The following is a 20,608-nucleotide window of genomic DNA, read 5'->3' as shown; positions in this document are numbered from 1 at the left end:
GCGTCAAACGCTGAGATGGGCGTCGAGCGTCTCCGGAGAGGCGAGCAGTGCTTGTGATGTGTCTCGATAGCTCACCGCGCCGCGTTCGAGCACGATGACCTCATCCGTCAGCGGCAGCACCTTGCGGGCCTTCTGCTCGACGATGATCGCCGACATGCCTTCGCCGGTGACGATGCGGCGAAGTGCGGCCAGAAGTTCGTCGACGATGATCGGGGCGAGACCTTCCAGCGGCTCGTCGAGCAGCAGGATTTTCGGGTTGAGCATCAGGGCACGGGCGATGGCGAGCATCTGCTGTTCGCCGCCGGAGAGCTGGTTGCCAAGGTTGCGGCGGCGTTCCTGCAGGCGTGGGAACATCTGGTAGACGCGGCTGACATTCCATGCGCCGGGGCGGGCGCTCGCCGTGAGGTTTTCTTCCACCGTCAGCGAACGGAAGATATTGCGCTCCTGCGGCACCCAGCCGATGCCAAGCGGTGCGCGCTTTTCCGCCCCGAGCCGGGTGATGTCGCGCTGCTGCAGGTGGATGGAGCCTGCATGGTGGGTGGTTACACCGATGATGGTGTTCAGAAGGGTCGTCTTGCCGGCGCCGTTGCGGCCGAGCAGGGCGAGCGAACGGCCTTCCTCCAGCGTGAAATCGACCTTGGCAAGAACATGGGCTTCGCCATATCCGGCGACGAGGCGTTCGATCCGAAGCAGTTCGGCCATTACGCATCCTCCCCGAGATAGATGGCTTTCACCTGTGGATCCCTGGAGATCTCGGCCACAGTCCCCTCGGCAAAGAGTGCCCCGGCGGCAAGCACCGAAATACGGTCCGCGAAGGAGAAGACGAGATCCATGTCGTGTTCAATCAGCACGACCGTCACGTTGGCCGGCAGTTCGCGGACGATGCCGAGAACCTCGTGCCGCTCCTCTTCGGGAACGCCGGCGGCAGGTTCGTCGAGCAGCAGCACTTTCGGCTGCATGGCGATCGCAAGGGCGATTTCGAGCAGACGTTGCTTGCCGTAGGGCAGGAGCGTTGTCGGCACGCCCATGACATCGGCGAGGCGGAAGCGTTCCAGCAGGCTGGCGGCTTCATCGGCGACTTCGCGGTCCGCAGAGAGCCGCCGCCAGGCGAAACGGCCATGCCCCCGGCGTTCGCTGATTGCCAGCATGACGGAATCGAGCGGCGAGAAATCGCCGAAGAGCTGGTTGATCTGGAAGGTGCGTGACAGGCCCTTGCCGACACGGCGGTAGGAGGAGACGCCGGTGATGTCTTCCCCGGCGAGCAGGATCTCGCCGCTGTTCGGCGTCAGGACACCGGTCAGCAGGTTGATGATGGTGGTCTTGCCGGCGCCGTTCGGGCCGATCAGGGCATGACGGGCGCCCTGGCGGATCTGCAGAGAGACGTCGTTGGTGGCGACGAAACCGCCGAAGCGTTTGACGAGGTGGCGGGTTTCCAGCGCGAGCGTCATTTGCTTTCCTCCGCCACGGTTTGCTGCATACGGGTCTCACGCTTGCGCGCCGAACCCGGCAACAGCCTCCGCCAGCTTGGCAGGCGCTCGCGGCCGACCAGAACGATGATGATGAGCACGAGGCCGATCCAGAACATCCAGTATTGCGGCGTGATGACCGAAAGCCAGTTGCGCAGGATGGAGAAGACGACCGCGCCGAAGACGCCGCCATAGAGATAGCCGACGCCGCCGATGACCAGCACCAGCAGCACCTCCGCCGAACGGTGGAAGGCAAGCACATCGGGCGAGACGAAGCTCGTCGTCTGCGTCAGAAGCGCGCCCGCAATACCGGCATAGGCGGCGGAGATCGTGTAGATCGCGACGATGCGGCGTGTGGGCGAGATGCCGAGCATGGAGGCGCGGCGCTGATTGCGCTTGATCGCCTTCAGCGACAGGCCGAAGGGAGAATGGACGATGCGTCGGGCGATGTAGGTGAGAGCGATCAGCACGATCAGGCAATAGACGTAGCCGGTGCGGCCCCAGAGATCGAATTCGAAAAAACCGAGGATCGGGTTCAGCATCACGCCGCTCAGCCCGTCGGCGCCGCCCGTCAGCCAGGCTGCCTGATTGACGAGTTCGGCAAGCAGCATGGCGACGCCGAAGGTGGTCATCAGGCGCGTGAGATCGGAGCCGCGCAAGACGAGGAAACTCGTCAGGAAGCCGAAGAGGCCGCTGACGAGAGCGGCCGCCAGCAGGCCGATGACCGGCTCGCCCGAGACATGGACCGCAAAAAGGCCCGCCCCATAGGCTCCGAGGCCGAAGAAGGCCGTGTGGCCGAGCGAGACGATGCCGGCATAACCGAGGATGAGATCGAGCGAGACGGCAAAGAGCGCCAGGATGGCGATCTCCGTCAGGATCAGCATCTGCGACGGCAGGACAAAGATCGCGGCGATGGCGACCAGCCAGAGCAGAAATTCCCAGATATGCCACCGGCCGGCACGCTTCAGGAGCCCCATGGCCTCGTCGGAGGCATTGTTGCGTTCGCCGTTCATCGGCTGCCCTCCCGGGAGAAGAGGCCATGGGGCCGCAGGATCAGTACGAGGATCATGACGGCATAGATGATGAAGGCGCCAAGCTGCGGCACGTAATATTTGCCGGCGACATCGGCAATCCCAAGCAGCAGTGCGGCAATGAAGGGACCCGTTATCGACGAGGTGCCGCCGACGGTGACGACGATCATGAAATAGATCAGGTATTTCAGCGGAAAGTTCGGGTCGAGGCCGAGGAGTTCGGTGCCGAGCGCGCCGCCAAGGCCGGCGAGGCCCGAACCGAGCGCGAAGGTCAGCGCGAAAATGACGGAGACGTTGATGCCCATGCCGCGGGCGACGCGGCCGTCATCGACGGCGGCGCGCAACTGGCTGCCGAAGCGGGTACGGGTGAGCGCCAGCTGCAGCGCGACCGTCAGCACGGCGCAGATAACGATGATGAAGAGGCGGTAGCGGCCGATATCGATGCCCAGAAAGCCGAAGCGGCCGCTGAGTTCGGGCGGCAGGTTGATGAGCTGCTGCTGGCCGCCCATGAAATAATCGATTGCCGAAATCGACATGAAGACGAGGCCGATCGAAAACAGCACCTGGTCGAGATGCGAAGCCGAATAGAGGCGGCGATAGAGCAGCCGTTCCAACAGGGCGCCGACGAGGGCGGTGACGACGAAGGCGGCCGGCAGGCACCAATAGAAGGAAATGCCGTAGCGGTTCATCATGATGACGGTGATGTAGCCGCCGGCCATGGCGAAGGCGCCGTGCGCCAGATTGACGAAATTCATCAGGCCCAGCGTGACAGACAATCCGCAGGCAAGAACAAAGAGAAGCATGCCATAGGCGATGCCGTCGAACAGGATTGTCAGCATGAGACCTCACTGCGTCCAGACGGCGGAATTGCTTCCGCCGCCTGTTCCAAAGGCTTACTTGGCAGCCGTATTCGGATCGTGGATCTTCGGGTACGTGGCGAACTCGACATTGTAGAGCTCGCCGTTCTTCTCCTTGACCTCGCGCATGTAGATATCCTGCACGATGTCGCGGGTATCGGGATCGATGGTGATCGGGCCGCGCGGGCTGACGAACTCCATGCCCTTCATGGCGTCGACGAGCTTGGTGCCGTCCGTATCGCCACCGGTCTTTTCGAGGGCGGCATAGGCGACATGCATGGCGTCATAACCGCCGACCGACATGAAGTTCGGTCGCATGTTGTTGTTGGCCTTGCGGACTTCGGCGACGAAAGCCTGGTTTTCCGGGCTGTCGTGGTCGCTCGAATAGAAGTGGCCGGTAATGACGCCCTTGGCGGCCGGTCCCATGCCGTTCAGCAGATCGTCATCGGTCACGTCGCCGGTGGCGATCAGCTTGATGCCGGCATCCGCCAGGCCCCGGTCGACGAACTGTTTCATGAAGATGGCGCCGACACCCGAGGGCACGAAAACGAAGAGGGCGTCGGGCTTGGCGTCACGCACACGCTGCAGGAAGGGTGCGAAATCCGGGTTCTGCAGGGGAACGCGCAGCGCCTCGACAACCGTGCCGCCTTCCTTCTTGAACTGGTCGGTGAAGCCCTTCTCGATGTCGATGCCGGGACCGTAGTCAGTCACCAACGTGACGACACGCTTCAGGTTGTTCTGGACGGCCCAGGTGGCGACCGGAACGGCAGACTGCGGGCCTGCCATCGAGGTGCGCACGAAATAGGGCGACTGCTTCATGATGGCGGACGTGGTTGCCGAGGTGATGATCGCCGGGACCTTTGCCTGGTTGAGAACCGGCGCGACACCCATGGCAAGCGGCGTCAGGCCGAAGCCGACGAGCATCTTGACGCCGTCATTGACCACGAGTTCCTGGGCGATGCGGCGGGTCTGGTCGGCGGTCCCGGCATCGTCACGCAGGACGAGTTCGATCTTCTTGCCCGCAACCGTGTCACCGTTGATTGCCATGTATGCGCGAGCGCCGGCCTCGACCTGGCGCCCGGTCGAGGCAAAAGGACCCGTCATCGGCAGGATCACGCCGATCTTGACCGTTTCCTGTGCAAATGCAGGCATGCCGGCAAGCGTGGCAAGTGCCGCGCCGGCTATGAATAGTCTTCTTGAAAACGAAACCATGTATACTCCTCCCTTTGTTGCGCATCATATCTCTCTCCCAGAGATACGCCCGCGACCTGGGCATTTTCCCTCTCTCCTCCAGAGGAAAAAGCTGATGCCGCGGAAATTGCTCAGCAACATCAATGTATACATAAAACTTGACATGGCACAAGCTGCGACGCCGGTCGGTCCTGCCAACCGGGCTTGGCGCAAGCACGGCTGGACGCTCCGGCCGAACGGTATTTTGTGCCTGCGGTCCTTGCGTTTTGCCAAGGCAAATCTTCGGTCGTCGCAACTCTGTCATATGGCTATGGCGAGAACGTGCTTTATCGAGTGAATAGAACAGGGAGCGTGCCATGATCGAAAACACTCAGCTCGACCGCATCAAGAATGAAATCGCCGATAGCTTCGACGAGGAGCTGGAAATGCAGATGGAGGAGGACCGGCTCGACGAACTGGTTGCCGAGGGCATGTCCGGCGAGGCGGAGCAGACACTCGACCGCAAGCTCTATTTCCGTGAACTTTTCCGCCTGCAGCACGAACTGGTCCGTCTTCAGGACTGGGTCCAGTACAAGAAGCTCAAGGTCGTCGTGCTTTTCGAAGGCCGCGATTCCGCCGGCAAGGGCGGTGCGATCAAGCGCGTGACGCAGCGCCTCAATCCGCGCGTCTGCCGCGTCGTGGCCCTTCCGGCGCCGACCGAGCGCGAGCGGAACCAGTGGTATTTCCAGCGCTATACGCCGCATCTGCCGACAGCCGGCGAAATGGTGCTCTTCGACCGCAGCTGGTATAACCGCGCCGGCGTCGAGCGCGTCATGGGTTTCTGCACGAAGGATGAACTGGAAGAATTCTTCCGTTCCGTGCCGGAATTCGAGCGCATGCTGGTTCGTTCCGGCATCATTCTCATCAAGTACTGGTTCTCGATCACGGACGAGGAACAGGAATTCCGCTTCAACATGCGTATTCACGATCCGCTGAAGCAGTGGAAGCTTTCACCGATGGACCTGCAGAGCCGCGTCCATTGGGAGGAATATACCAAGGCCAAGGAAGAGATGCTCGACCGCACGCATATTCCGGAAGCCCCGTGGTGGGTCGTCCAGGCCGTGGACAAGAAGCGGGCGCGCCTCAACTGCATCGCCCATCTCTTGGCGCAGATCCCCTATGAGGATGTGCCGAAGGAGGCAATCGTGTTGCCGGAGCGCGTGCGCCACGATGATTATCATCGCGCCCCGGTTCCGCCGGAAATGTACGTTCCCGAAGTCTATTGATCGAAAAGGCTGCTGCCGGAAGCCGGCAGCAGCCTATCGCGAAGCCGTGTCGCCGTTTTGCGTGCGACGCTTCAATGCGCCGATTGCTGCTTGGCGCGGGCGACGATCTGCGTCGGATTGACGAATTGCAGTGCGATGACGAGCCAGAAGAGCGTCGTCACCATATAGACCACCGCCATCGCATCGATCGACTGGCCGGCACGCACGCCTGAAGCAAAGACCGCATAGTAGAGAGAGACGACGAGCGTCTGCGTCTGCGGCCCGGCAATCAGGAAGGTCAGCTCGAACATGGCGAGCGTGCGTACCAGCACCAGCAGAAGTGCCGCCAGCATGCCGGGCAACAGAAGCGGCAGCAGAATACGGATGAAAAGACTTGTGGTCCCGGCGCCGAAGACACGGGCGGCCGCCTCTATGCGCGGATCGATCTGCTCGATGAAGGGGATCATGACGAGCACGACGAACGGAAAGGACGGCACGAGGTTGATCAGCACCACGCCCCAGAAGGTGCCGCCGAGTCCAAGCTGGTAAAGCACGGTCGCCAGCGGAATGCCGTAGGTGAGCGGCGGGATCAACAGCGGCAGCAGGAAGAGCAGGATGATGGCGCGCTTGCCGGGGAAATCGCGTCGCGCCAGCGCGTAAGCGGTCAGCACGCCGAGAATGCCCGAGATGATGACGACGACGAACACCATCTCGAAGGTGACGATCAAGACGCTGGAGAGCTGGAACTCGCTCCAGGCACTGAAATACCAGCGGTCGGTCCAGCCACGCGGCAGCCAGGTGCCGAGCCAGCGTGTCGCGAAGGAATTGAGAATGACGACTGCGATGATCGCCAGCAGATTGAGGACAAAGAGCGTGGCAAGCGCCCAGACGGCGATGCGCCAGATCTTCGAGGTCAGGCCCTGGTCACGGATCATGGCTCAACCTTTCGTGCCGCCGGCCGGGCCGCGGTAGAAGAGCGAACGTGCGCCGAGAACGGCGACGACGACGATAAGCTCGACCATGCCCATGATAAGGGCGATCGCCGTGCCGTAGGAATGGTCATATTGCTCGAAGGCGGCCTGATAGGCGGCGATCGAAATGACGCGCGTCGGCCCCGCCGGCGCGCCGAGCAGGACGGCGGACGGAAACACCGCGAAGGCCTGGACGAAAGACAGGCAGAACGTCACGGCAAGGCCGGGTACCAGAAGCGGCAGGAAGACGCGCGTGAAGCGCTGCCGCGCATTGGCGCCAAGCGTTGCGGCGGCCTGTTCGATCGCGGGATCGATGCCGGTGATATAGGACAAGGTCAGCAGGAAGGCGAAAGGAAAGCCTGTTATCAGCAGCGAGGCGAAGACGCCCCAATAGTTGTTGGTCAGCTTGACCGGCGAATCCAGGATGCCGAAAAGGATGAGAGCCTGGTTGAACCAGCCGCGCGGGCCGAGATAGGTCAAAAGCCCGTCGGCGACGAAAACCGTGCCGAGCGTGATCGGCAGCACGAGGATCGTCGTCAGCAGTCGCTGCCGGCGCATCAGGCGGACGCGGAAGGCGACCGGGATCGCGAAGGCGAGGTTGACGATCGTCACCGGCAGGGCAAGCCACATCGTGTTGGCGATCGTGCCGTACTGGAACTGGTCGGAGAAGAATTTCGCGTAGTTCTCGTACCAGACGCCGCCATCCTTCGGCATCAGGGAATCCGCGACGCCGTAGACGAAGGGATAGATGAAGAGGGCGATCATGAAGAGCAGGCCCGGCAGGACGAGCAGGGTCGTGCCGTCGAGGCCTTGAGCCGCGAGACGGGTTTTCAGCGACGGGCCGCTCATGCCGGCGCTCCCCTGAAGACCAGTGCGCGGCCGGTAACCGGTTGTAGCGTGGCGGAGGAGCCGCGCGCCAGCGCATCGTCGGCGCGGAAATAGAGTTCCGATCCGTCCTTCGAACGGGCCATGCCGAAGAAGGCGCGGCCGCGATATTCGGTGCTGGCAACGGTCACGGGAATGCCGGTGCCGTCCGTGGTGGCGACAAGGTCTTCCGGGCGCACGGAGAGCACGGCGGCATCGCCGACGGCGAGCGTATCGCGCATGGTGCCGGTCAGCCGCGCGCCGGCGGCTTCGATTTCCGCTTCGCCGCCGGAAACGGAGATGACACGACCGGGAATGCGGGTGCGGAAGCCCATGAAATCGGCGACATTGAGATTGACCGGGCGCTGGTAGAGATCCTGCGGCGTGCCGATCTGCTGGATATGGCCCTGGCTCATGACGACGATGCGGTCGGCCAGCGACAGGGCCTCGTCCTGGTCGTGGGTGACATAGATGGTCGTGGAGCCGATCTGGTCGTGGATGCCGCGGATTTCGGCGCGCATTTCCAGGCGCAGCTTGGCGTCCAGGTTGGAGAGCGGCTCGTCCATCAGGACGATCGGCGGCCGGATGACGATGGCGCGGGCGATGGCGACGCGCTGCTGCTGGCCGCCGGAGAGCTGGCCGGGCAGCTTGTCCGCCTGGCTTTCGAGGCGCACGAGCGCCAGCGCATCCATGACGCGCTTGTCGGCGTCCGCGCCGCGGATACCCTGCATGGCAAGGCCGAAACCGACATTCTTGCGCACGCTCATATGCGGGAACAGGGCATAGCTCTGGAAGACCATGCCGAAGCCGCGCTTTTCCGGCTCCAGCTGGTCGATGCGATCGCCGCCGAGGCGGATTTCGCCGCCGGAGAGGCCAAGCAGGCCGGCAATGCAGTTCAGCGCGGTGGACTTGCCGCAGCCGGAGGGGCCGAGAAGCGCGATGAATTCGCCGGGTTCGATGGTCAGATCGATGCCGTCGAGGGCGTTATAGGCGCCGAAGGATCGCTTGATGCCATCAAGCTCAAGGCGCGCATTTTTCCGCGATGGCGCTGCTGCGTTTTGAAGCGGCAAAGTCAATGCAATCTCCATTTATCGGCAATCATGGCCGCCAGAGGCCCGGCGCTGGCAGGCCAGCGCCGGGCTATTGTGATGGACAGGGATCAGCCTTTCTTGGCGCCGATCTTTTCGTCCCAGATGCGGAAGGCCTGGACGAGCTGCTTGGGCTCCAGCGGCACTTCCAGCGGGCTGCCGGCGATCCAGTCGGCATATTCCGGCCGTCCGAATTCCTTGATGACGTCCTGGCTTTCTGCCGGCGCCATCTCGAGCGTGACGTCCTTCACGGCCGGGCCGGGATAGAAGTAACCGGCGTCATAGGCGATCGCCTGCTGCTGCGGCTGGTAGATGAAGTTCAGCACGTCGAGCAGGACGCCGACCTTCTCGTCGGAAACGCCCTTGGGGATTGCCGCATAATGGGCGTCCGTGACCCAGTGGAAGCCTTCCAGCTTGCCGACCTTGGCTTCCTCGGGAACGATGCCGAGTGCGCGCGGGTTGATATCCCAGCCGGTCGTGGTGGCGACGATGTCGCGCGTGCCTTCGCCGAGTTCCTTGAAGACCACGGCAGTGCCGGTCGGGTAATATTCGATGTTTTCGCCGAGCGCGGCCAGATATTCCCAGGTCTTGGCCCAGCCGTTGACCGGGTCGCGCGGGTTGCTGTCGCCGAGCAGGTAGGGCAGGCCCATCAGCAGCGTGCGGCCGGGACCGGAATTCGCCGGGCGGGCATAGAGGAACTTGTTCTTGTTCTGCTTCGTCCAGTCGAGCAGTTCCTGCGCCGTCTTCGGCGGGGTCGCCACCTTGTCCGGCATATATTCGATCAGCGGGCCGGACGGGTAATAGGTGATGACGACGCCCTGATCCTTGGCGAGCGCCTGCATCTTGAAGGCCTGCGGCAGCAGGATGCTTTCAAGATCGGGAAGGGCGGATTTCTTGCCGGACATGTCGATCCAGAGGCCCTGGTCGACGCCGGCCGAAAGCGCGTCCGTGCCGGTCAGCACGAGATCGATATCCACCTTGCCGGCAGCCTGCTGGGCCTGGATCTTGGCCGGCAGCTCCGGTGCGGGTGCCTTGGTGAAGGAGAAGCTGGAAACGAATTCCGGCTTGGCCTTGGCGTAGTTTTCGAACATGCCCTGCGTCAGCGCCAGGTTGCCGGCGACATCGACGATGGTGATGGTAACAGGACTTGCCGGTGCCTTTGCCTGCGCGAATGCGCGAAGCGGCAGTATTCCGGCGGCCGCGACGCCGGCAGCTCCGCCGACGAACGTTCTGCGTGTGATCTTCATTCTGTCCTCCTCCGTTGCGGCGGTGCCGGCCTCAGCCCCGAGCACCGCCCGTTTGCATCGCAATGCACGTCCCATGCGTCTATGCGCCGGTTTCCCGGCGGCATCGACGCTTGCTGCTCGAAGCTTTCCTCCGGTTGCAATTCACGCCGCCGTTCTCCTCCGCGGCATGTCTTGGCAACAGAATTCAATTGATATACTAGTATGCATGAAAGTGTCAACGTCCCGAGACCATGCATGCGGCAGGCTTCCGACCCTGAAATCCTTGCCTTTCCGGCGCCACGCGAGGCCGGCGGAAAGATTCGGCGCGTGACGACGGCGGCGGCGATCCACGAGCGGCTGCATGCCGATATCGTGTCGCTGAAAATTCCTCCGGGCACGGTCTTGCAGGAAAAGCGGATTGCCGAGGATTTCGGCGTCAGCCGGACACCGGTTCGCGAGGCGCTGCTGCGGCTGTCGGAAGGCGGTCTCGTCGATATCTACCCGCAGTCGGGCACGGTGGTTTCGCGCGTTCCGGTCTCGGCCATTCCGGAAGCGGTCATCGTGCGCAAGGCGCTGGAGGGAACGACGGTGGAGGCGGCCGCCGGCATTGCAACGGAGGCCGATATCGCCCGCCTCGATGCGATTATCGCCCGGCAGAAGACGCATGCGGCGCTCGGCAACGCCTCAAGCTTTCATGAAGAGGACGAGGCCTTTCACGAGGCGATCGCGCAAATTGCCGGTTATCCCGGCATCTGGGCCATCCTGAAGACGGTGAAAGTGCAGATCGACCGAGCGCGGCGCCTGACGCTGCCGGTCCTCGGGCGCATGGACAACGTCGTGGGCGAGCATATGGTGATCCGCGATGCGATCGCGGCGCATGACGGCGCGGCGGCGCGCGAGGCCATGATCCATCACCTCAGCGCCGTCATTCCTGACGTGGCGGAACTGCGCTCGCAGTACCCGGACTATTTCTGCTAAAAAATGAAAGACCAAGGAGACAGACGAAATGCGGCAAGGTTGGAGATGGTTCGGGCCGGAGGCGCCGGTCACGCTGGACGAGGTGCGCCAGACGGGGGCGACGAATATCGTCTCGTCGCTGCATCAGGTGCCGATCGGCCGTGCCTGGACCGAAGCGGAAGTGCGCGAACGCCAGTCGCTGATCGAGACGACACCCGCCGGCCGCTCGAGGCTGACCTGGAGCGTCGTGGAAAGCATTCCGATCCCTGACGCCGTCAAGCGCAAGGGCGGGCAGGCAAAGGCAGAAATCGAGGCCTGGATCGCCAGCCTCGAGGCTGTCGCCGCCTGCGGTATCCCGATCGTCTGCTACAACTTCATGCCTGTGGTCGACTGGACGCGTACCGATCTCGATTACGTGACGCCGACCGGCGCCACCGCCATGCGGTTCGACCATGAGCGTTTCGCTGCCTTCGAGCTGTTCGTTCTGCAACGCCCGGGCGCTGCCGAAGAATATTCGGATGAAGACAAGGCGCGGGCCAAAGCCGTTTACGAAAGCATGACGGAAGCGGAAATTGCCGAGATTACCCGCATCATCACCTCGGCTCTTCCGGGCTCGACCACCGAGCCGCTTACCATTCCGGCCTTCCGCGAAAAGCTGGTCGCCTATCAGGGCATCGACGCCAGGAAGCTTCGCCAGCATCTCATCGAATTCCTCGAAGCCGTCGTGCCGGCTGCGGAAGCGCGCGGCGTGAAGCTGACGCTGCATCCCGACGACCCGCCGCGCTCGCTCTTCGGCCTGCCGCGCATCGCCTCGACGGCAGAGGACTACGCGGCGCTGTTTGATGCCGTGCCGGCCGCCGCCAACGGCATGTGCTATTGCACCGGTAGCCTCGGCGTGCGCGCCGACAATGATCTGCCGGCGATCGCGCGGCGTTTCGCCTCCCGCATCTATTTCGCGCATCTTCGCGCCACGACCCGCGAGGGCGACGGCCGTACGTTCCACGAAAGCGCGCATCTCGAGGGCGACGTGAACATGGTCGCGGTGCTGAAGGAACTGGTTGCCGAGGATCGCCGTCGCAGCGCCGATCAATCGATCGTCTTCCGCTCCGACCACGGCCACCGGATGCTTGACGACCTGCAGAAGAATGTCACGCCCGGCTATCCGGCAATCGGCCGTCTTCGCGGCCTTGCCGAGCTGCGCGGCATTCTGCACGCGCTCGACGCGCCGCCGACCTGATTTTCTGTTTCAGGCAAGACCGTTGCACGTTTGCGCTGGCATTGCGTTAGCTCCGGCTTGCCGCCGAGAGCTGCCGCAGCGCTTCGATCGCCCGTTCGGCATCTGTGGCCGGCACGAAAATGTGGTCGTGGTAATAGGCCGCGACCACATTGGCGCTGATGCCGGCTTCGGTTAACGCGCGCGAGAAGGCGGCGGTCAGGCCCACGGCCTCAAGCGAGGAATGCACTTTCAGCGTGATCTGCCGCAAAGGCGCGCTTGCCTGCAGCCCGGCCCTGTTCGCCGCATCCCGGGGCAGGATGAGCGTCAGGCCTTCCGCCTCGCGGAAGAGGCCGAGCGGGCGAAGATGGAGATGGTCTTCCAGCCGCGAGGCCGGCACGGTGCAATAGACGAATTCGCCCTCCACCAATTCCGGCTCCATCGTTGCGAGAAGAACTGAGAGGTCGGTAATGCCTGTCATGTCATCTTCCCTGACGTCTCGTGTTATGGATGGCTGTTCTCCAGCACCGGAAGACCGGTGGTTGGAACGGATGAGCCGGCCGCGACACCGATCGCGATCGTCGCAGGATTCTTGCGGACGTTCGCGCCGGGACAGGCGGATGCGGGGCAGGCGGAGGCCATATCCGGCGGACGAGAACCCCTGCGAAATGTCCTTCCCGCCGGGAAGCTAACATGTTCTGCCGACAAGGCGAAGAAACGTGCGAGCATTTGCCGTGGCATGCGCAGGTTCGGGTGCGTCGTGACAGTGCGTGATGGCGCATCCGGCTGCCGGCAAATGCGCTGACCGGCCGGGAGGAAAGCCGGTCAGCGCCGGAGGCGCAAGGATCAGAAACGGGTCTGGCCGATTGCATCCGGGCGGCGTTGTGCGGCAATGCGCACCGGCTGATATTCGTAGATCGGATTTTCCGGCTCCAGGCGCAAAAGCGCGCAATGGAGCTTGTAATTCGCACCGGTCACGATGTTGGAGAAGATCACATCCATCAGAATGTTCTTCCCGACGCTGATAAAAATCGGACGCTTGAGCTTTATCATGGCGTTCACCTCGTTTTCTATCCAGTGGACTGGATTTCACGAGATCTATTTTAGTATTTTGTGATATTACCTTGAATTATACATAGGTGTATGTTTCGGTTCGCTGCGTGCTGTAGAGGCAATACTATGAATTCCAGCGCAGTGAAGCCTCACGGCTTCAACGCGATTTCCAGACAATTGATGAGGGAATCGAACTCGACCGGTTTGCCCAGAAAGGCCAAAGCCCCGCCTTCCATGGCTGCCGCGCGGGTTCGCTCGTCGCGATAGGAGGTCATGAAGATCATCGGCGGCTTTTCGGGCTCGCCGTTGAGGATTGCCTGCAGTTCGATGCCGCTCAGACCCGGCATCTTGACGTCGACGAGCATGCAGTCGATGGCCGCCCGGTCGTCAAAGGCCAGAAACTCTTCCGCGGAGGCAAAAAGCTTGCTCCGATAGCCGCAGGACTGGATGAGATCGTCAAGAGCCTCCCGGATGGCCTGATCGTCATCGACGACCGCGATTGTGGATGTATGTGACACGAGATTGTTAGCCTTGCTTATTCTTGCATTACCTGACGTCTATTATGAGGTTTTGGATGGTGGCGCGGTACCATACAAGGGTCTAGGTTCGGCTATCTGCCTTCCAGCATCTCTGCCTTGCGCACCAGATCGGCTACCGAGCGGACCTGCATCTTGCGCATGACATTGCCGCGATGCAGCTTCACGGTGATTTCGCTGATTCCGAGGTCATAGGCGATCTGCTTGTTCATCAGCCCCTTGACGACGGCGGCCATCACCTCCCGCTCGCGCGGCGTCAGCGTATCGACCAGCGAGGCGACCGCGTCGCTTGCGGCCATTTCCCGCCGGCGGGCCATATCCTTTTCGATCGCGACGCCAACGGCATCGAGAATATCCTGGTCGCGGAAAGGTTTTGTGAGGAAATCGACCGCGCCGGCCTTCATCGCCCGCACGCTCATCGGAATATCGCCGAAGCCGGTCATGAAGACGATGGGCATCCTGCTGCCGATCCGTTCGAGATGAAGCTGAAAATCCAGCCCGCTCAGGCCCGGCAGGCGCACGTCTAGGAGAATGCAGCCCGGCCGGCGCAGGTCGGCGGCGTCGAGGAAGGCGGCCGTGGTCGCGAAGGAGACGGCATCCATCTGGATCGACCGGAAGAGATCGACAAGCGACTCGCGGATGGATTCGTCATCGTCGACGACATAGACGATCGGCAATGCGGATTGAGCGGCTGCCTTCGATGCGGCACTAGTGTCGGTCATGCTCGTCCTCAATCGGTATGATCATTTCGAAGATGGCGCCCCCTTCGGGATGGTTGCCGGCAATGAGCTGACCGCCTCCGGCTTCCAGCGTGCTGCGGCAGATCGATAGACCCATGCCCATTCCGGAGGGCTTGGTCGTGAAGAAGGGGGTGAAGAGCTTCGCCATCGCCTCCTCGCTGATGCCGGGTCCGAAATCCCTGACGGAGAGGGTGACGAATATATCATCCTTCCTGGCGAGCGAGACCAGAATCTTGCGCCGGTCGATTGCCGTCTCGCGCATGGCTTGCACGGCATTGGTGACAAGGTTGATGAGAACCTGCTGCAGTTCGATGCGGATTGCCTTTACTGTGAGCGGCCCTTCGGCCGGGGCCACGTCGAAATCGACCATGTCGCGCTGGAAGTCGTGTTCCATCAGGGCGCGCGTTTCCTCTACCAGCGCTTCGAGATCGACCTGTTCGGGCGTGCGGTCGGCCTGCGTCAGCATGGAGCGGGTATTGTGGATGATCTCGCTCGCCCGCTGGCTGTCGCGGATGATGCGTTCGGCCGAGCGGCGCACCGCGGCAAGATCGGGAGGTTCGCGGTTCAGCCATCTGAGCAGCGTCTGGGCGTTGACGACGATGGCGCCGAGCGGCTGGTTGAGTTCGTGGGCGAGCGAGGCGGACAAGGTGCCGACGGTTGCCGCGCGGGCGGCACGAGCCAGCTCGTCCTGGGCCTCGCGAATGGCCTTCTGCATCATCTCCCGCTGCGTGATATCGACCATGCCGACCACGACGCGGTTGAAGGCGGCGGGGTCTTCGGGAAAACTCATGCTCATGATGACGAGCCTGGTTTCGCCGTTCTCGGCAATCAGATTGCCCTTGCCCTCGAAATGCCGCTCGCCGCGAAAGATGGCGTTCATCAGGTCGAGAAAGGTATCGTCGTCAGGGGCGATGTAGCGGCGCATCGCGCGCGAGGGAAGACCGTCGGCCACGTGGCCGAGCAGTTCGAGCGCCGCGTCGTTGGAGGCGATGGTGCGGATGAGGCCCGTGCAGGTGGCGATGACGCCGGGGTTCGTTCGATAGTAGTCTTTGAGATCGCTCACACCTTCCGCCTTCAATGACATCAGGAAGGCTCGCACTGCGGAATAGTCGCGCTCCCAGAGCGCGATGCGGCTGTGCTCGAAAATATAGCGGTAGCGGGTTTCGCTGTCGCGCAGGTGCAGGTTGGCCTCGATCAGCCCGACGCGTGCGGTCTCGTTCCTGAGAATGAGCGCGCAGGTGATGGTGATGGCGGCGAGAGAGACTGCAAGGCGCAGCTGGGCTGGCACATTTTCCCCGAGACCATGCGAATAGAGATAGGCAAAAAGGGTAAGGCCGGCGCAGATGACCGCCAGCAGCGTCGTGCCAAGCCGCGTCAGCATTTCCGCCGATAGCAGCAGCACGATGACATAGAGGACGGCAATGGCGCTTTCGATCTCGGTGAAGGCATCGACATAGAGCACGGTGGCAGCCAGCACCAGCGCGATCAGGCCGAGCGTGATCTCATGCGAGAGCGTTCCCCGCCGGTTGATGAGTTTCGATACAAAAGCTGATCCCATACCCCCTCGCTGTTGGTTGAGGTCCTCTGCCCACACCGTTCGGTGCGCATTTACCTTAATGGCGCGTTTGTCGGCGCAAAACTATACCAAAGTGTTGGAAGCATAGGCCGAATTGGCTCCGGTGTTTGAAAGAAAAGACCGTCCCGGGCGGCGGGACGGTCTATGGCGGATGGGAGGATCCGCGGGGCTTCGGCGGAGGGGAGCGCCTGCCCTGGAGGTGGCAAGGGGCGATGCCACCAGCCTGGAACCGTGAATGGTCGGGTCGGTTCCGAGCTACGAATATAGAATAGACCCAAGGGCCCTTAGACATAACTATACTTAGGTTTTGGTCCGGCCATACGAAGCGGCAGGTCAGGCTTGCGGGCAAATAAACTTGATACGCGTCCGCATAACTTCCGCAATCGCAACGAAACTGCGGCAGATGGCGGGCGGAGCTGATCAAGTTCATAGGCCTGCAACGGAAAAGCCTGCCGCGCATATTTCCGCGGGCAGCTGGTCGCGCCATATCTCATTTTGAGATAGCCGCATCGAATAAACCTATTTGTCACAATAGTGTCGCCACGGCATAGTCTTAGGAGGGAGAAACACTTTTAGGACATCGCTGTGGAATATGTGCGCTTTGGCCGGACCGGCCTGAAGGTTTCGTCGCTTTGCCTTGGTACCATGGGTATCGGCTCATCCAGGTGGAAGGGTTGGGTGCTCGACGAGGAAAAGTCGGTACCGATCCTCAAGAAGACGCTCGATGTCGGCATCAACTTTTTCGACATGGCGGACTGGTATTCGACCGGTATCAACGAACAGGTGGTCGGCCGCACGCTGCTGTCGCTGACGGATCGCGAAAAGCTGGTGCTCGCCACCAAGGCCTTCTATCCGATGAGCGACGATCCGAACGACAAGGGCCTGTCGCGCAAGCATCTGATGGCCTCGATCGACAAGTCGCTGAAGCAGATGGGCACCGACTATGTCGATCTCTATGTCATCCACGCCTTCGATCCGGAAACGCCGATCGAGGAAACGATGAGCGCGCTGCACGACATCGTAAAGTCGGGCAAGGCGCGCTACATCGGCGCTTCCACCATGTATTCCTGGCAGTTCGCCAAGATGAACCATGTCGCCGACCGGAACGGCTGGACGCGGTTCGTCAACATGCAGTGCCAGTATTCGCTGCTCTATCGCGAGGAAGAGCGCGAGATGATGCCCTATTGCCAGGACGAGGGCATTGCGGTCACGACCTTCTCGCCGCTCGCCCGCGGTTATCTTGCCGGCGGCGGTTCGGCGCCGCGTATCGCGCATGACCTCTACCTCGACTGGTTCGGCGACGAGATCGACCAGGAGATCGCCAAGCGTGTCAACGAGATCGCCGCCAGACGCGGCAAGACGGCAAGCCAGATCGCCCAGGCCTGGGTCATCGGCTCCGGCAACAGCACGGTTCCGATCGTCGGGACGGAAAGCCCCGAGCATGTCATTGCCGCGATCGAAGCTGCGGCGATCGAACTCACGGCGGAAGAGCGCGCCTTCCTGGAAGAGCCCTACCGCCCGCGCGACATGATCAACGACTATAACCCGGTCCGTCGCCCGCGCGCACTTTCAAGGGCGTAATGGGCAAGGGCATAATGGGTTCGACTCGCATCGCTACTGGAGATTTCAATGCTTTACATCGGTGAAGGCTTCGAGGGTTCCGGCCCGAACGCTGCCCATATCAACCTCTATCTCGGCCCGAAGAACGGCCCGATTTCCGGTGCGCTCGCCGGCGCGGCCGCAAGCCCCGGTCCCGGCCACCTGCCGTTCCAGGCCGTGCTGAAGCCGAACCTTCCGGCAAAGCCCGTGACGCTCTTCATCGCCAAGGCGGTGATGGAATCGGGGTCCTCGCACGAGCTGATGACCTGGGGTCCGGCGCAGGCCGGCGTTGCCGCCGGCATTACTGCTGCCCTGCTCGATGGTTCGCTGCCGGCCGAGGCTGAGGATGACTGGGTGGCGATTGCCGCCGTCTGGGTCAATCCGTCGGCAAACGATGCCGAAGAAGTGTATCATAACAACAAGGCTGCAACGCGTCTTGCGGCCAAGCGCGCGCTGCTGAAGGGCTGGCCGTCGCGTGCCGAGCTTGCCGAAGGCGTGGCAACGGTCGGCAATCCGTTCTTCACGCCGAAGGTTGCCTGATATGAAGCTAGTGGAAGACAATGCGCTGATCGGTGGAGGATGGGGAAGTGCTGCCGACAGCAGGCGCTTTGCCGTGCTCAACCCCGCCGATGGCAGCGAGCTTGCGACCGTGCCGGATTGCGGCGCGGCGGAAGCCCAGCAGGCGGTCGATGCCGCAGCGAAGGCCTTCAAGACCTGGCGCAAGACGCTCGCCTCGGAACGCTCCGCCGTGCTGCGCCGCTGGGCGGAACTGATGCTTGCCAATCAGGAAGATCTCGCGCGGCTTTTGACTGCCGAGCAGGGCAAGCCGCTTGCCGAAGCGCGCGGCGAAGTTGCTTATGCGGCCGGGTTCCTGACCTGGTTTGCCGAGGAAGGTCGCCGCTCGCATGGCGGCGTCGTGCCGTCGCACAAGGCCGATGCACGCATTGTCGTGATGAAGGAGCCGGTCGGCGTCGTCGCGGCTGTCACGCCGTGGAATTTCCCGCTGGCGATGATTACCCGCAAGGTTGGTCCCGCACTTGCTGCCGGCTGCACGATCGTCATCAAGCCGGCTGAAGATACGCCGCTTTCGGCGCTGGCACTTGCCCGTCTCGGCGAGCAGGCCGGCGTTCCCGCCGGTGTCGTCAGCGTCGTGACGACGAAGTCGCCCGCCGATGTCGTCGGCGTCTGGATGAAGAGCCCTGTCGTGCGCAAGTTCTCCTTCACAGGATCGACGGCGACCGGCAAGCTGCTCATGCGCCAGAGTGCGGATACGGTGAAGCGCATCAGCCTCGAACTCGGCGGCAATGCGCCGCTGATCGTCTTCGACGATGCCGATATCGATCAGGCGGTGCGCGGCACGATCGCCTCCAAGTTCCGCAATACCGGGCAGACCTGCGTCTGCGCCAACCGCATCCTCGTCGAGGACGGCATCTACGACCGCTATGCCGAGGCGCTTGCCAAGGCCGTCGCGGCCATGAAGGTCGCGCCCGGCGTCGAGGACGGCGCGGCCCAGGGGCCGCTCATCAATGCGCCGGCGCTGACGAAGGTCGAACGGCATGTGAGCGATGCTGTGGAAAAGGGTGCCAAGGTTTTGACCGGCGGCAAGCCGCACGCGCGCGGCGGCCTTTTCTACGAACCGACGGTTCTGACCGGCATGACGACCGATATGGCGCTGGCGACCGAAGAGACCTTCGGCCCTGTCGCCGGCCTTTTCCGCTTCAAGGGCGAGGAAGAGGCGATCGCGCTTGCCAATGACACGGAAACCGGCCTCTCGGCCTATTTCTTCACGCAGAATCTCGGCCGCGCCTGGCGCGTCGCCGAAGCGCTGGAAGCCGGCATGGTCGGCATCAACGAGGGCGTGATCTCGACGGAAGTGGCACCCTTCGGCGGCGTCAAGCAATCCGGCCTCGGCCGCGAAGGTGCCGCCGAAGGCCTCGACGAATATCTTGAGAGCAAATACGTCCTGTTCGGCGGGCTTGCGGGATAATGACGGAGGATCGTTCTCCCCAGACGAAGAAGGAGCCGGCGGTCGATCGCCGCCGGTTGCCGCTGAACGCGTTGCGGGCCTTCGAGGCCGTGGCGCATCACGGCAGCTTCACGGCGGCAGCCGCCGCGCTCAACATTTCGCAGAGCGCGCTTTCGCGGCATGTCATCGGTCTGGAAGAGAGCATCGGCCGCAAGCTTTTCGAACGCGGCCACAAGGCTACGACGCTCACCGACGACGGACGCTCGCTCGCCGCCGGCATCGGCAAGGGTTTCGACCGTATCGAACAGGCGATGCGCGAAGTCTGCGCGCCGGATGAGCAGCGCCAGCGGAAGCTGCGCATCAACCTGCCGCCGAGCTTTGCCATGAAGCTCACCGTGCCGCTGCTGACCGATTTCCGGCGCAGCTTCCCGGATGTGCTGCTGGAGGTTTCGACACCGTACGGGGTGCCGGACAGCGAATTCGACGTGGCGGTCGTCTATACGCGGCCGGCCGTCGACGAATGGATCACCGACCTGCTCTGGGAGGAGCGGCCGACGATCCTGTGCCATCCCGATCTGGTCAGGGGAGGGGTTTCGGATCTGGCGGCTTTCATTGCCGCAAACGAGATCATTCACATCAAGATCGTCGACATGGAGCCCTACGTTACCTGGCAGCGCTTCCTTGTGCAGAACGGTCTTGGCGGGGTTTCCGTGGCTCGCGGCGTGACCTTCGACAGCGCCAGTCTCGGGGTTCAGTACGCATTGTCGGGGCAGGGCCTGGTGCTGGCAGATCCGGCATTGTTTCGGGAGGAAATAGAAAGCGGCCGCTTGGTTGCGCCGGTCACCGCACACTATTACGAAGGCTTCGGCTATTACCTGAAGACCGATGCGGAGGGGCTGGTGGATCCTTTGATTGCAGGGTTTCGATCCTGGATTATCAGCCGCTTCAGCAATCGCATGGTGAACGAAGGTGAAAAGCCCGCCCTGCGCATCGTGTCTGGCACAGAGGGTGCCTGAAACGAATTCACTGC

Annotated in this window: 21 protein-coding genes; 7 read left to right on the top strand and 14 right to left on the bottom strand. The window is 62.5% G+C overall.

Features of this window, described 5'->3' with window-relative positions; all coding sequences use genetic code 11:
* Window positions 1–3 precede the first annotated feature (3 nt).
* From ACFPWW_RS08375 to ACFPWW_RS08355, 5 genes are read right to left on the bottom strand one after another with little or no spacing between them, the layout of a single operon-like run.
* Complete coding sequence (locus tag ACFPWW_RS08375; RefSeq protein WP_112753573.1) at window positions 4–702, bottom strand: ABC transporter ATP-binding protein; 699 nt, start codon at window positions 700–702, stop codon at window positions 4–6.
* Complete coding sequence (locus ACFPWW_RS08370) at window positions 702–1,448, bottom strand: ABC transporter ATP-binding protein (RefSeq protein ID WP_377311347.1); 747 nt, start codon at window positions 1,446–1,448, stop codon at window positions 702–704. Before ACFPWW_RS08370 ends, ACFPWW_RS08375 begins: the two co-directional genes overlap by 1 nt.
* Window positions 1,445–2,479: a branched-chain amino acid ABC transporter permease gene (locus ACFPWW_RS08365; protein WP_377311346.1), complete on the bottom strand. Its 1,035-nt coding sequence runs from the start codon at window positions 2,477–2,479 to the stop codon at window positions 1,445–1,447. Before ACFPWW_RS08365 ends, ACFPWW_RS08370 begins: the two co-directional genes overlap by 4 nt.
* On the bottom strand, window positions 2,476–3,336 hold the full coding sequence (locus tag ACFPWW_RS08360) for a branched-chain amino acid ABC transporter permease (RefSeq protein ID WP_377311345.1): 861 nt from the start codon (window positions 3,334–3,336) through the stop codon (window positions 2,476–2,478). The genes ACFPWW_RS08365 and ACFPWW_RS08360 overlap by 4 nt, the downstream gene beginning before the upstream one ends.
* 54 nt (window positions 3,337–3,390) lie before the next feature.
* Window positions 3,391–4,566, bottom strand: a complete 1,176-nt coding sequence (locus ACFPWW_RS08355) for an ABC transporter substrate-binding protein (RefSeq protein WP_377311344.1) — start codon at window positions 4,564–4,566, stop codon at window positions 3,391–3,393.
* A gap of 335 nt (window positions 4,567–4,901) precedes the next feature.
* Here ACFPWW_RS08355 and ppk2 point away from each other — a divergent pair, with 335 nt between their 5' ends.
* Complete coding sequence (ppk2, locus tag ACFPWW_RS08350; RefSeq protein WP_112562977.1) at window positions 4,902–5,810, top strand: polyphosphate kinase 2; 909 nt, start codon at window positions 4,902–4,904, stop codon at window positions 5,808–5,810.
* 71 nt (window positions 5,811–5,881) lie between these two features.
* On the opposite strand, the gene ACFPWW_RS08345 is transcribed toward ppk2, so the two are convergent.
* The 4 genes from ACFPWW_RS08345 to ACFPWW_RS08330 all read right to left on the bottom strand — a co-directional run bounded on the left by ACFPWW_RS08345 (window position 5,882) and on the right by ACFPWW_RS08330 (window position 9,959).
* Complete coding sequence (locus ACFPWW_RS08345) at window positions 5,882–6,724, bottom strand: ABC transporter permease subunit (RefSeq protein WP_112562975.1); 843 nt, start codon at window positions 6,722–6,724, stop codon at window positions 5,882–5,884.
* 3 nt (window positions 6,725–6,727) lie between these two features.
* The gene (locus ACFPWW_RS08340) at window positions 6,728–7,609 is read right to left on the bottom strand and encodes an ABC transporter permease (RefSeq protein WP_112562973.1); all 882 of its coding nucleotides are present in this window, start codon (window positions 7,607–7,609) and stop codon (window positions 6,728–6,730) included.
* Entirely contained in the window at window positions 7,606–8,712 is a 1,107-nt protein-coding gene (locus ACFPWW_RS08335) for an ABC transporter ATP-binding protein (RefSeq protein ID WP_377311343.1), read from the bottom strand. The genes ACFPWW_RS08340 and ACFPWW_RS08335 overlap by 4 nt, the downstream gene beginning before the upstream one ends.
* A gap of 71 nt (window positions 8,713–8,783) precedes the next feature.
* A complete protein-coding gene (locus ACFPWW_RS08330) occupies window positions 8,784–9,959 on the bottom strand; it encodes an extracellular solute-binding protein (RefSeq protein ID WP_112704726.1) in 1,176 nt (391 codons plus the stop codon).
* A gap of 234 nt (window positions 9,960–10,193) precedes the next feature.
* Here ACFPWW_RS08330 and ACFPWW_RS08325 point away from each other — a divergent pair, with 234 nt between their 5' ends.
* Together ACFPWW_RS08325 and uxuA are read left to right on the top strand one after the other, a co-directional pair.
* Window positions 10,194–10,916 carry a GntR family transcriptional regulator gene (locus tag ACFPWW_RS08325; protein WP_112562967.1) on the top strand — a complete coding sequence of 241 codons (723 nt, stop codon included), beginning with the start codon at window positions 10,194–10,196 and terminating at the stop codon, window positions 10,914–10,916.
* Window positions 10,917–10,944: 28 nt separating this feature from the next.
* Window positions 10,945–12,132, top strand: a complete 1,188-nt coding sequence (uxuA, locus tag ACFPWW_RS08320) for a mannonate dehydratase (protein WP_112562965.1) — start codon at window positions 10,945–10,947, stop codon at window positions 12,130–12,132.
* Between the two features lie 46 nt (window positions 12,133–12,178).
* Here uxuA and ACFPWW_RS08315 read toward each other — a convergent pair whose 3' ends face one another.
* The 5 genes from ACFPWW_RS08315 to ACFPWW_RS08295 form a co-directional block, all read right to left on the bottom strand.
* A complete protein-coding gene (locus ACFPWW_RS08315) occupies window positions 12,179–12,589 on the bottom strand; it encodes an ACT domain-containing protein (RefSeq protein ID WP_113413519.1) in 411 nt (136 codons plus the stop codon).
* Between the two features lie 365 nt (window positions 12,590–12,954).
* The gene (locus ACFPWW_RS08310; RefSeq protein ID WP_377311342.1) at window positions 12,955–13,161 is read right to left on the bottom strand and encodes a hypothetical protein; all 207 of its coding nucleotides are present in this window, start codon (window positions 13,159–13,161) and stop codon (window positions 12,955–12,957) included.
* 149 nt (window positions 13,162–13,310) lie between these two features.
* Entirely contained in the window at window positions 13,311–13,679 is a 369-nt protein-coding gene (locus tag ACFPWW_RS08305; RefSeq protein WP_377311341.1) for a response regulator transcription factor, read from the bottom strand.
* Between the two features lie 92 nt (window positions 13,680–13,771).
* Window positions 13,772–14,419 carry a response regulator transcription factor gene (locus tag ACFPWW_RS08300; protein ID WP_112562960.1) on the bottom strand — a complete coding sequence of 216 codons (648 nt, stop codon included), beginning with the start codon at window positions 14,417–14,419 and terminating at the stop codon, window positions 13,772–13,774.
* Window positions 14,406–15,995: an ATP-binding protein gene (locus ACFPWW_RS08295; protein ID WP_112704722.1), complete on the bottom strand. Its 1,590-nt coding sequence runs from the start codon at window positions 15,993–15,995 to the stop codon at window positions 14,406–14,408. The genes ACFPWW_RS08300 and ACFPWW_RS08295 overlap by 14 nt, the downstream gene beginning before the upstream one ends.
* Window positions 15,996–16,598: 603 nt before the next feature.
* On the opposite strand from ACFPWW_RS08295, the gene ACFPWW_RS08290 reads away from it, so the two are divergent.
* The 4 genes from ACFPWW_RS08290 to ACFPWW_RS08275 are packed head-to-tail and all read left to right on the top strand — an operon-like array spanning window position 16,599 to window position 20,594.
* Entirely contained in the window at window positions 16,599–17,594 is a 996-nt protein-coding gene (locus ACFPWW_RS08290; RefSeq protein ID WP_377311340.1) for an aldo/keto reductase, read from the top strand.
* A gap of 48 nt (window positions 17,595–17,642) precedes the next feature.
* Window positions 17,643–18,152 (top strand): formaldehyde-activating enzyme, encoded by a 510-nt coding sequence (fae, locus tag ACFPWW_RS08285; RefSeq protein WP_007820853.1) that lies wholly within the window; start codon window positions 17,643–17,645, stop codon window positions 18,150–18,152.
* A gap of 1 nt (window position 18,153) precedes the next feature.
* A complete protein-coding gene (locus ACFPWW_RS08280) occupies window positions 18,154–19,599 on the top strand; it encodes an NAD-dependent succinate-semialdehyde dehydrogenase (protein ID WP_377311339.1) in 1,446 nt (481 codons plus the stop codon).
* Window positions 19,599–20,594: a LysR family transcriptional regulator gene (locus ACFPWW_RS08275; protein ID WP_112562953.1), complete on the top strand. Its 996-nt coding sequence runs from the start codon at window positions 19,599–19,601 to the stop codon at window positions 20,592–20,594. The genes ACFPWW_RS08280 and ACFPWW_RS08275 overlap by 1 nt, the downstream gene beginning before the upstream one ends.
* Window positions 20,595–20,608: the final 14 nt, after the last annotated feature.

The sequence above is a fragment of the Rhizobium sp. GCM10022189 genome (genome assembly GCF_042656325.1).
Taxonomy (GTDB): Bacteria; Pseudomonadota; Alphaproteobacteria; order Rhizobiales; family Rhizobiaceae; genus Rhizobium.
This window is presented reverse-complemented; position numbering and strand designations above follow the sequence as displayed.

Coding starts and splice junctions, on each gene's coding strand:
- ACFPWW_RS08310 (WP_377311342.1), bottom strand. CDS start 13,161: ATGATAAAGCTCAAGCGTCCGATTTTTATCAGCGTCGGGAAGAACATT.
- ACFPWW_RS08335 (WP_377311343.1), bottom strand. CDS start 8,712: ATGGAGATTGCATTGACTTTGCCGCTTCAAAACGCAGCAGCGCCATCG.
- ppk2 (WP_112562977.1), top strand. CDS start 4,902: ATGATCGAAAACACTCAGCTCGACCGCATCAAGAATGAAATCGCCGAT.
- ACFPWW_RS08280 (WP_377311339.1), top strand. CDS start 18,154: ATGAAGCTAGTGGAAGACAATGCGCTGATCGGTGGAGGATGGGGAAGT.
- ACFPWW_RS08375 (WP_112753573.1), bottom strand. CDS start 702: ATGGCCGAACTGCTTCGGATCGAACGCCTCGTCGCCGGATATGGCGAA.
- ACFPWW_RS08275 (WP_112562953.1), top strand. CDS start 19,599: ATGACGGAGGATCGTTCTCCCCAGACGAAGAAGGAGCCGGCGGTCGAT.
- ACFPWW_RS08370 (WP_377311347.1), bottom strand. CDS start 1,448: ATGACGCTCGCGCTGGAAACCCGCCACCTCGTCAAACGCTTCGGCGGT.
- ACFPWW_RS08345 (WP_112562975.1), bottom strand. CDS start 6,724: ATGATCCGTGACCAGGGCCTGACCTCGAAGATCTGGCGCATCGCCGTC.
- ACFPWW_RS08360 (WP_377311345.1), bottom strand. CDS start 3,336: ATGCTGACAATCCTGTTCGACGGCATCGCCTATGGCATGCTTCTCTTT.
- ACFPWW_RS08330 (WP_112704726.1), bottom strand. CDS start 9,959: ATGAAGATCACACGCAGAACGTTCGTCGGCGGAGCTGCCGGCGTCGCG.
- ACFPWW_RS08355 (WP_377311344.1), bottom strand. CDS start 4,566: ATGGTTTCGTTTTCAAGAAGACTATTCATAGCCGGCGCGGCACTTGCC.
- ACFPWW_RS08315 (WP_113413519.1), bottom strand. CDS start 12,589: ATGACAGGCATTACCGACCTCTCAGTTCTTCTCGCAACGATGGAGCCG.
- uxuA (WP_112562965.1), top strand. CDS start 10,945: ATGCGGCAAGGTTGGAGATGGTTCGGGCCGGAGGCGCCGGTCACGCTG.
- fae (WP_007820853.1), top strand. CDS start 17,643: ATGCTTTACATCGGTGAAGGCTTCGAGGGTTCCGGCCCGAACGCTGCC.
- ACFPWW_RS08365 (WP_377311346.1), bottom strand. CDS start 2,479: ATGAACGGCGAACGCAACAATGCCTCCGACGAGGCCATGGGGCTCCTG.
- ACFPWW_RS08325 (WP_112562967.1), top strand. CDS start 10,194: ATGCGGCAGGCTTCCGACCCTGAAATCCTTGCCTTTCCGGCGCCACGC.
- ACFPWW_RS08295 (WP_112704722.1), bottom strand. CDS start 15,995: ATGGGATCAGCTTTTGTATCGAAACTCATCAACCGGCGGGGAACGCTC.
- ACFPWW_RS08340 (WP_112562973.1), bottom strand. CDS start 7,609: ATGAGCGGCCCGTCGCTGAAAACCCGTCTCGCGGCTCAAGGCCTCGAC.
- ACFPWW_RS08300 (WP_112562960.1), bottom strand. CDS start 14,419: ATGACCGACACTAGTGCCGCATCGAAGGCAGCCGCTCAATCCGCATTG.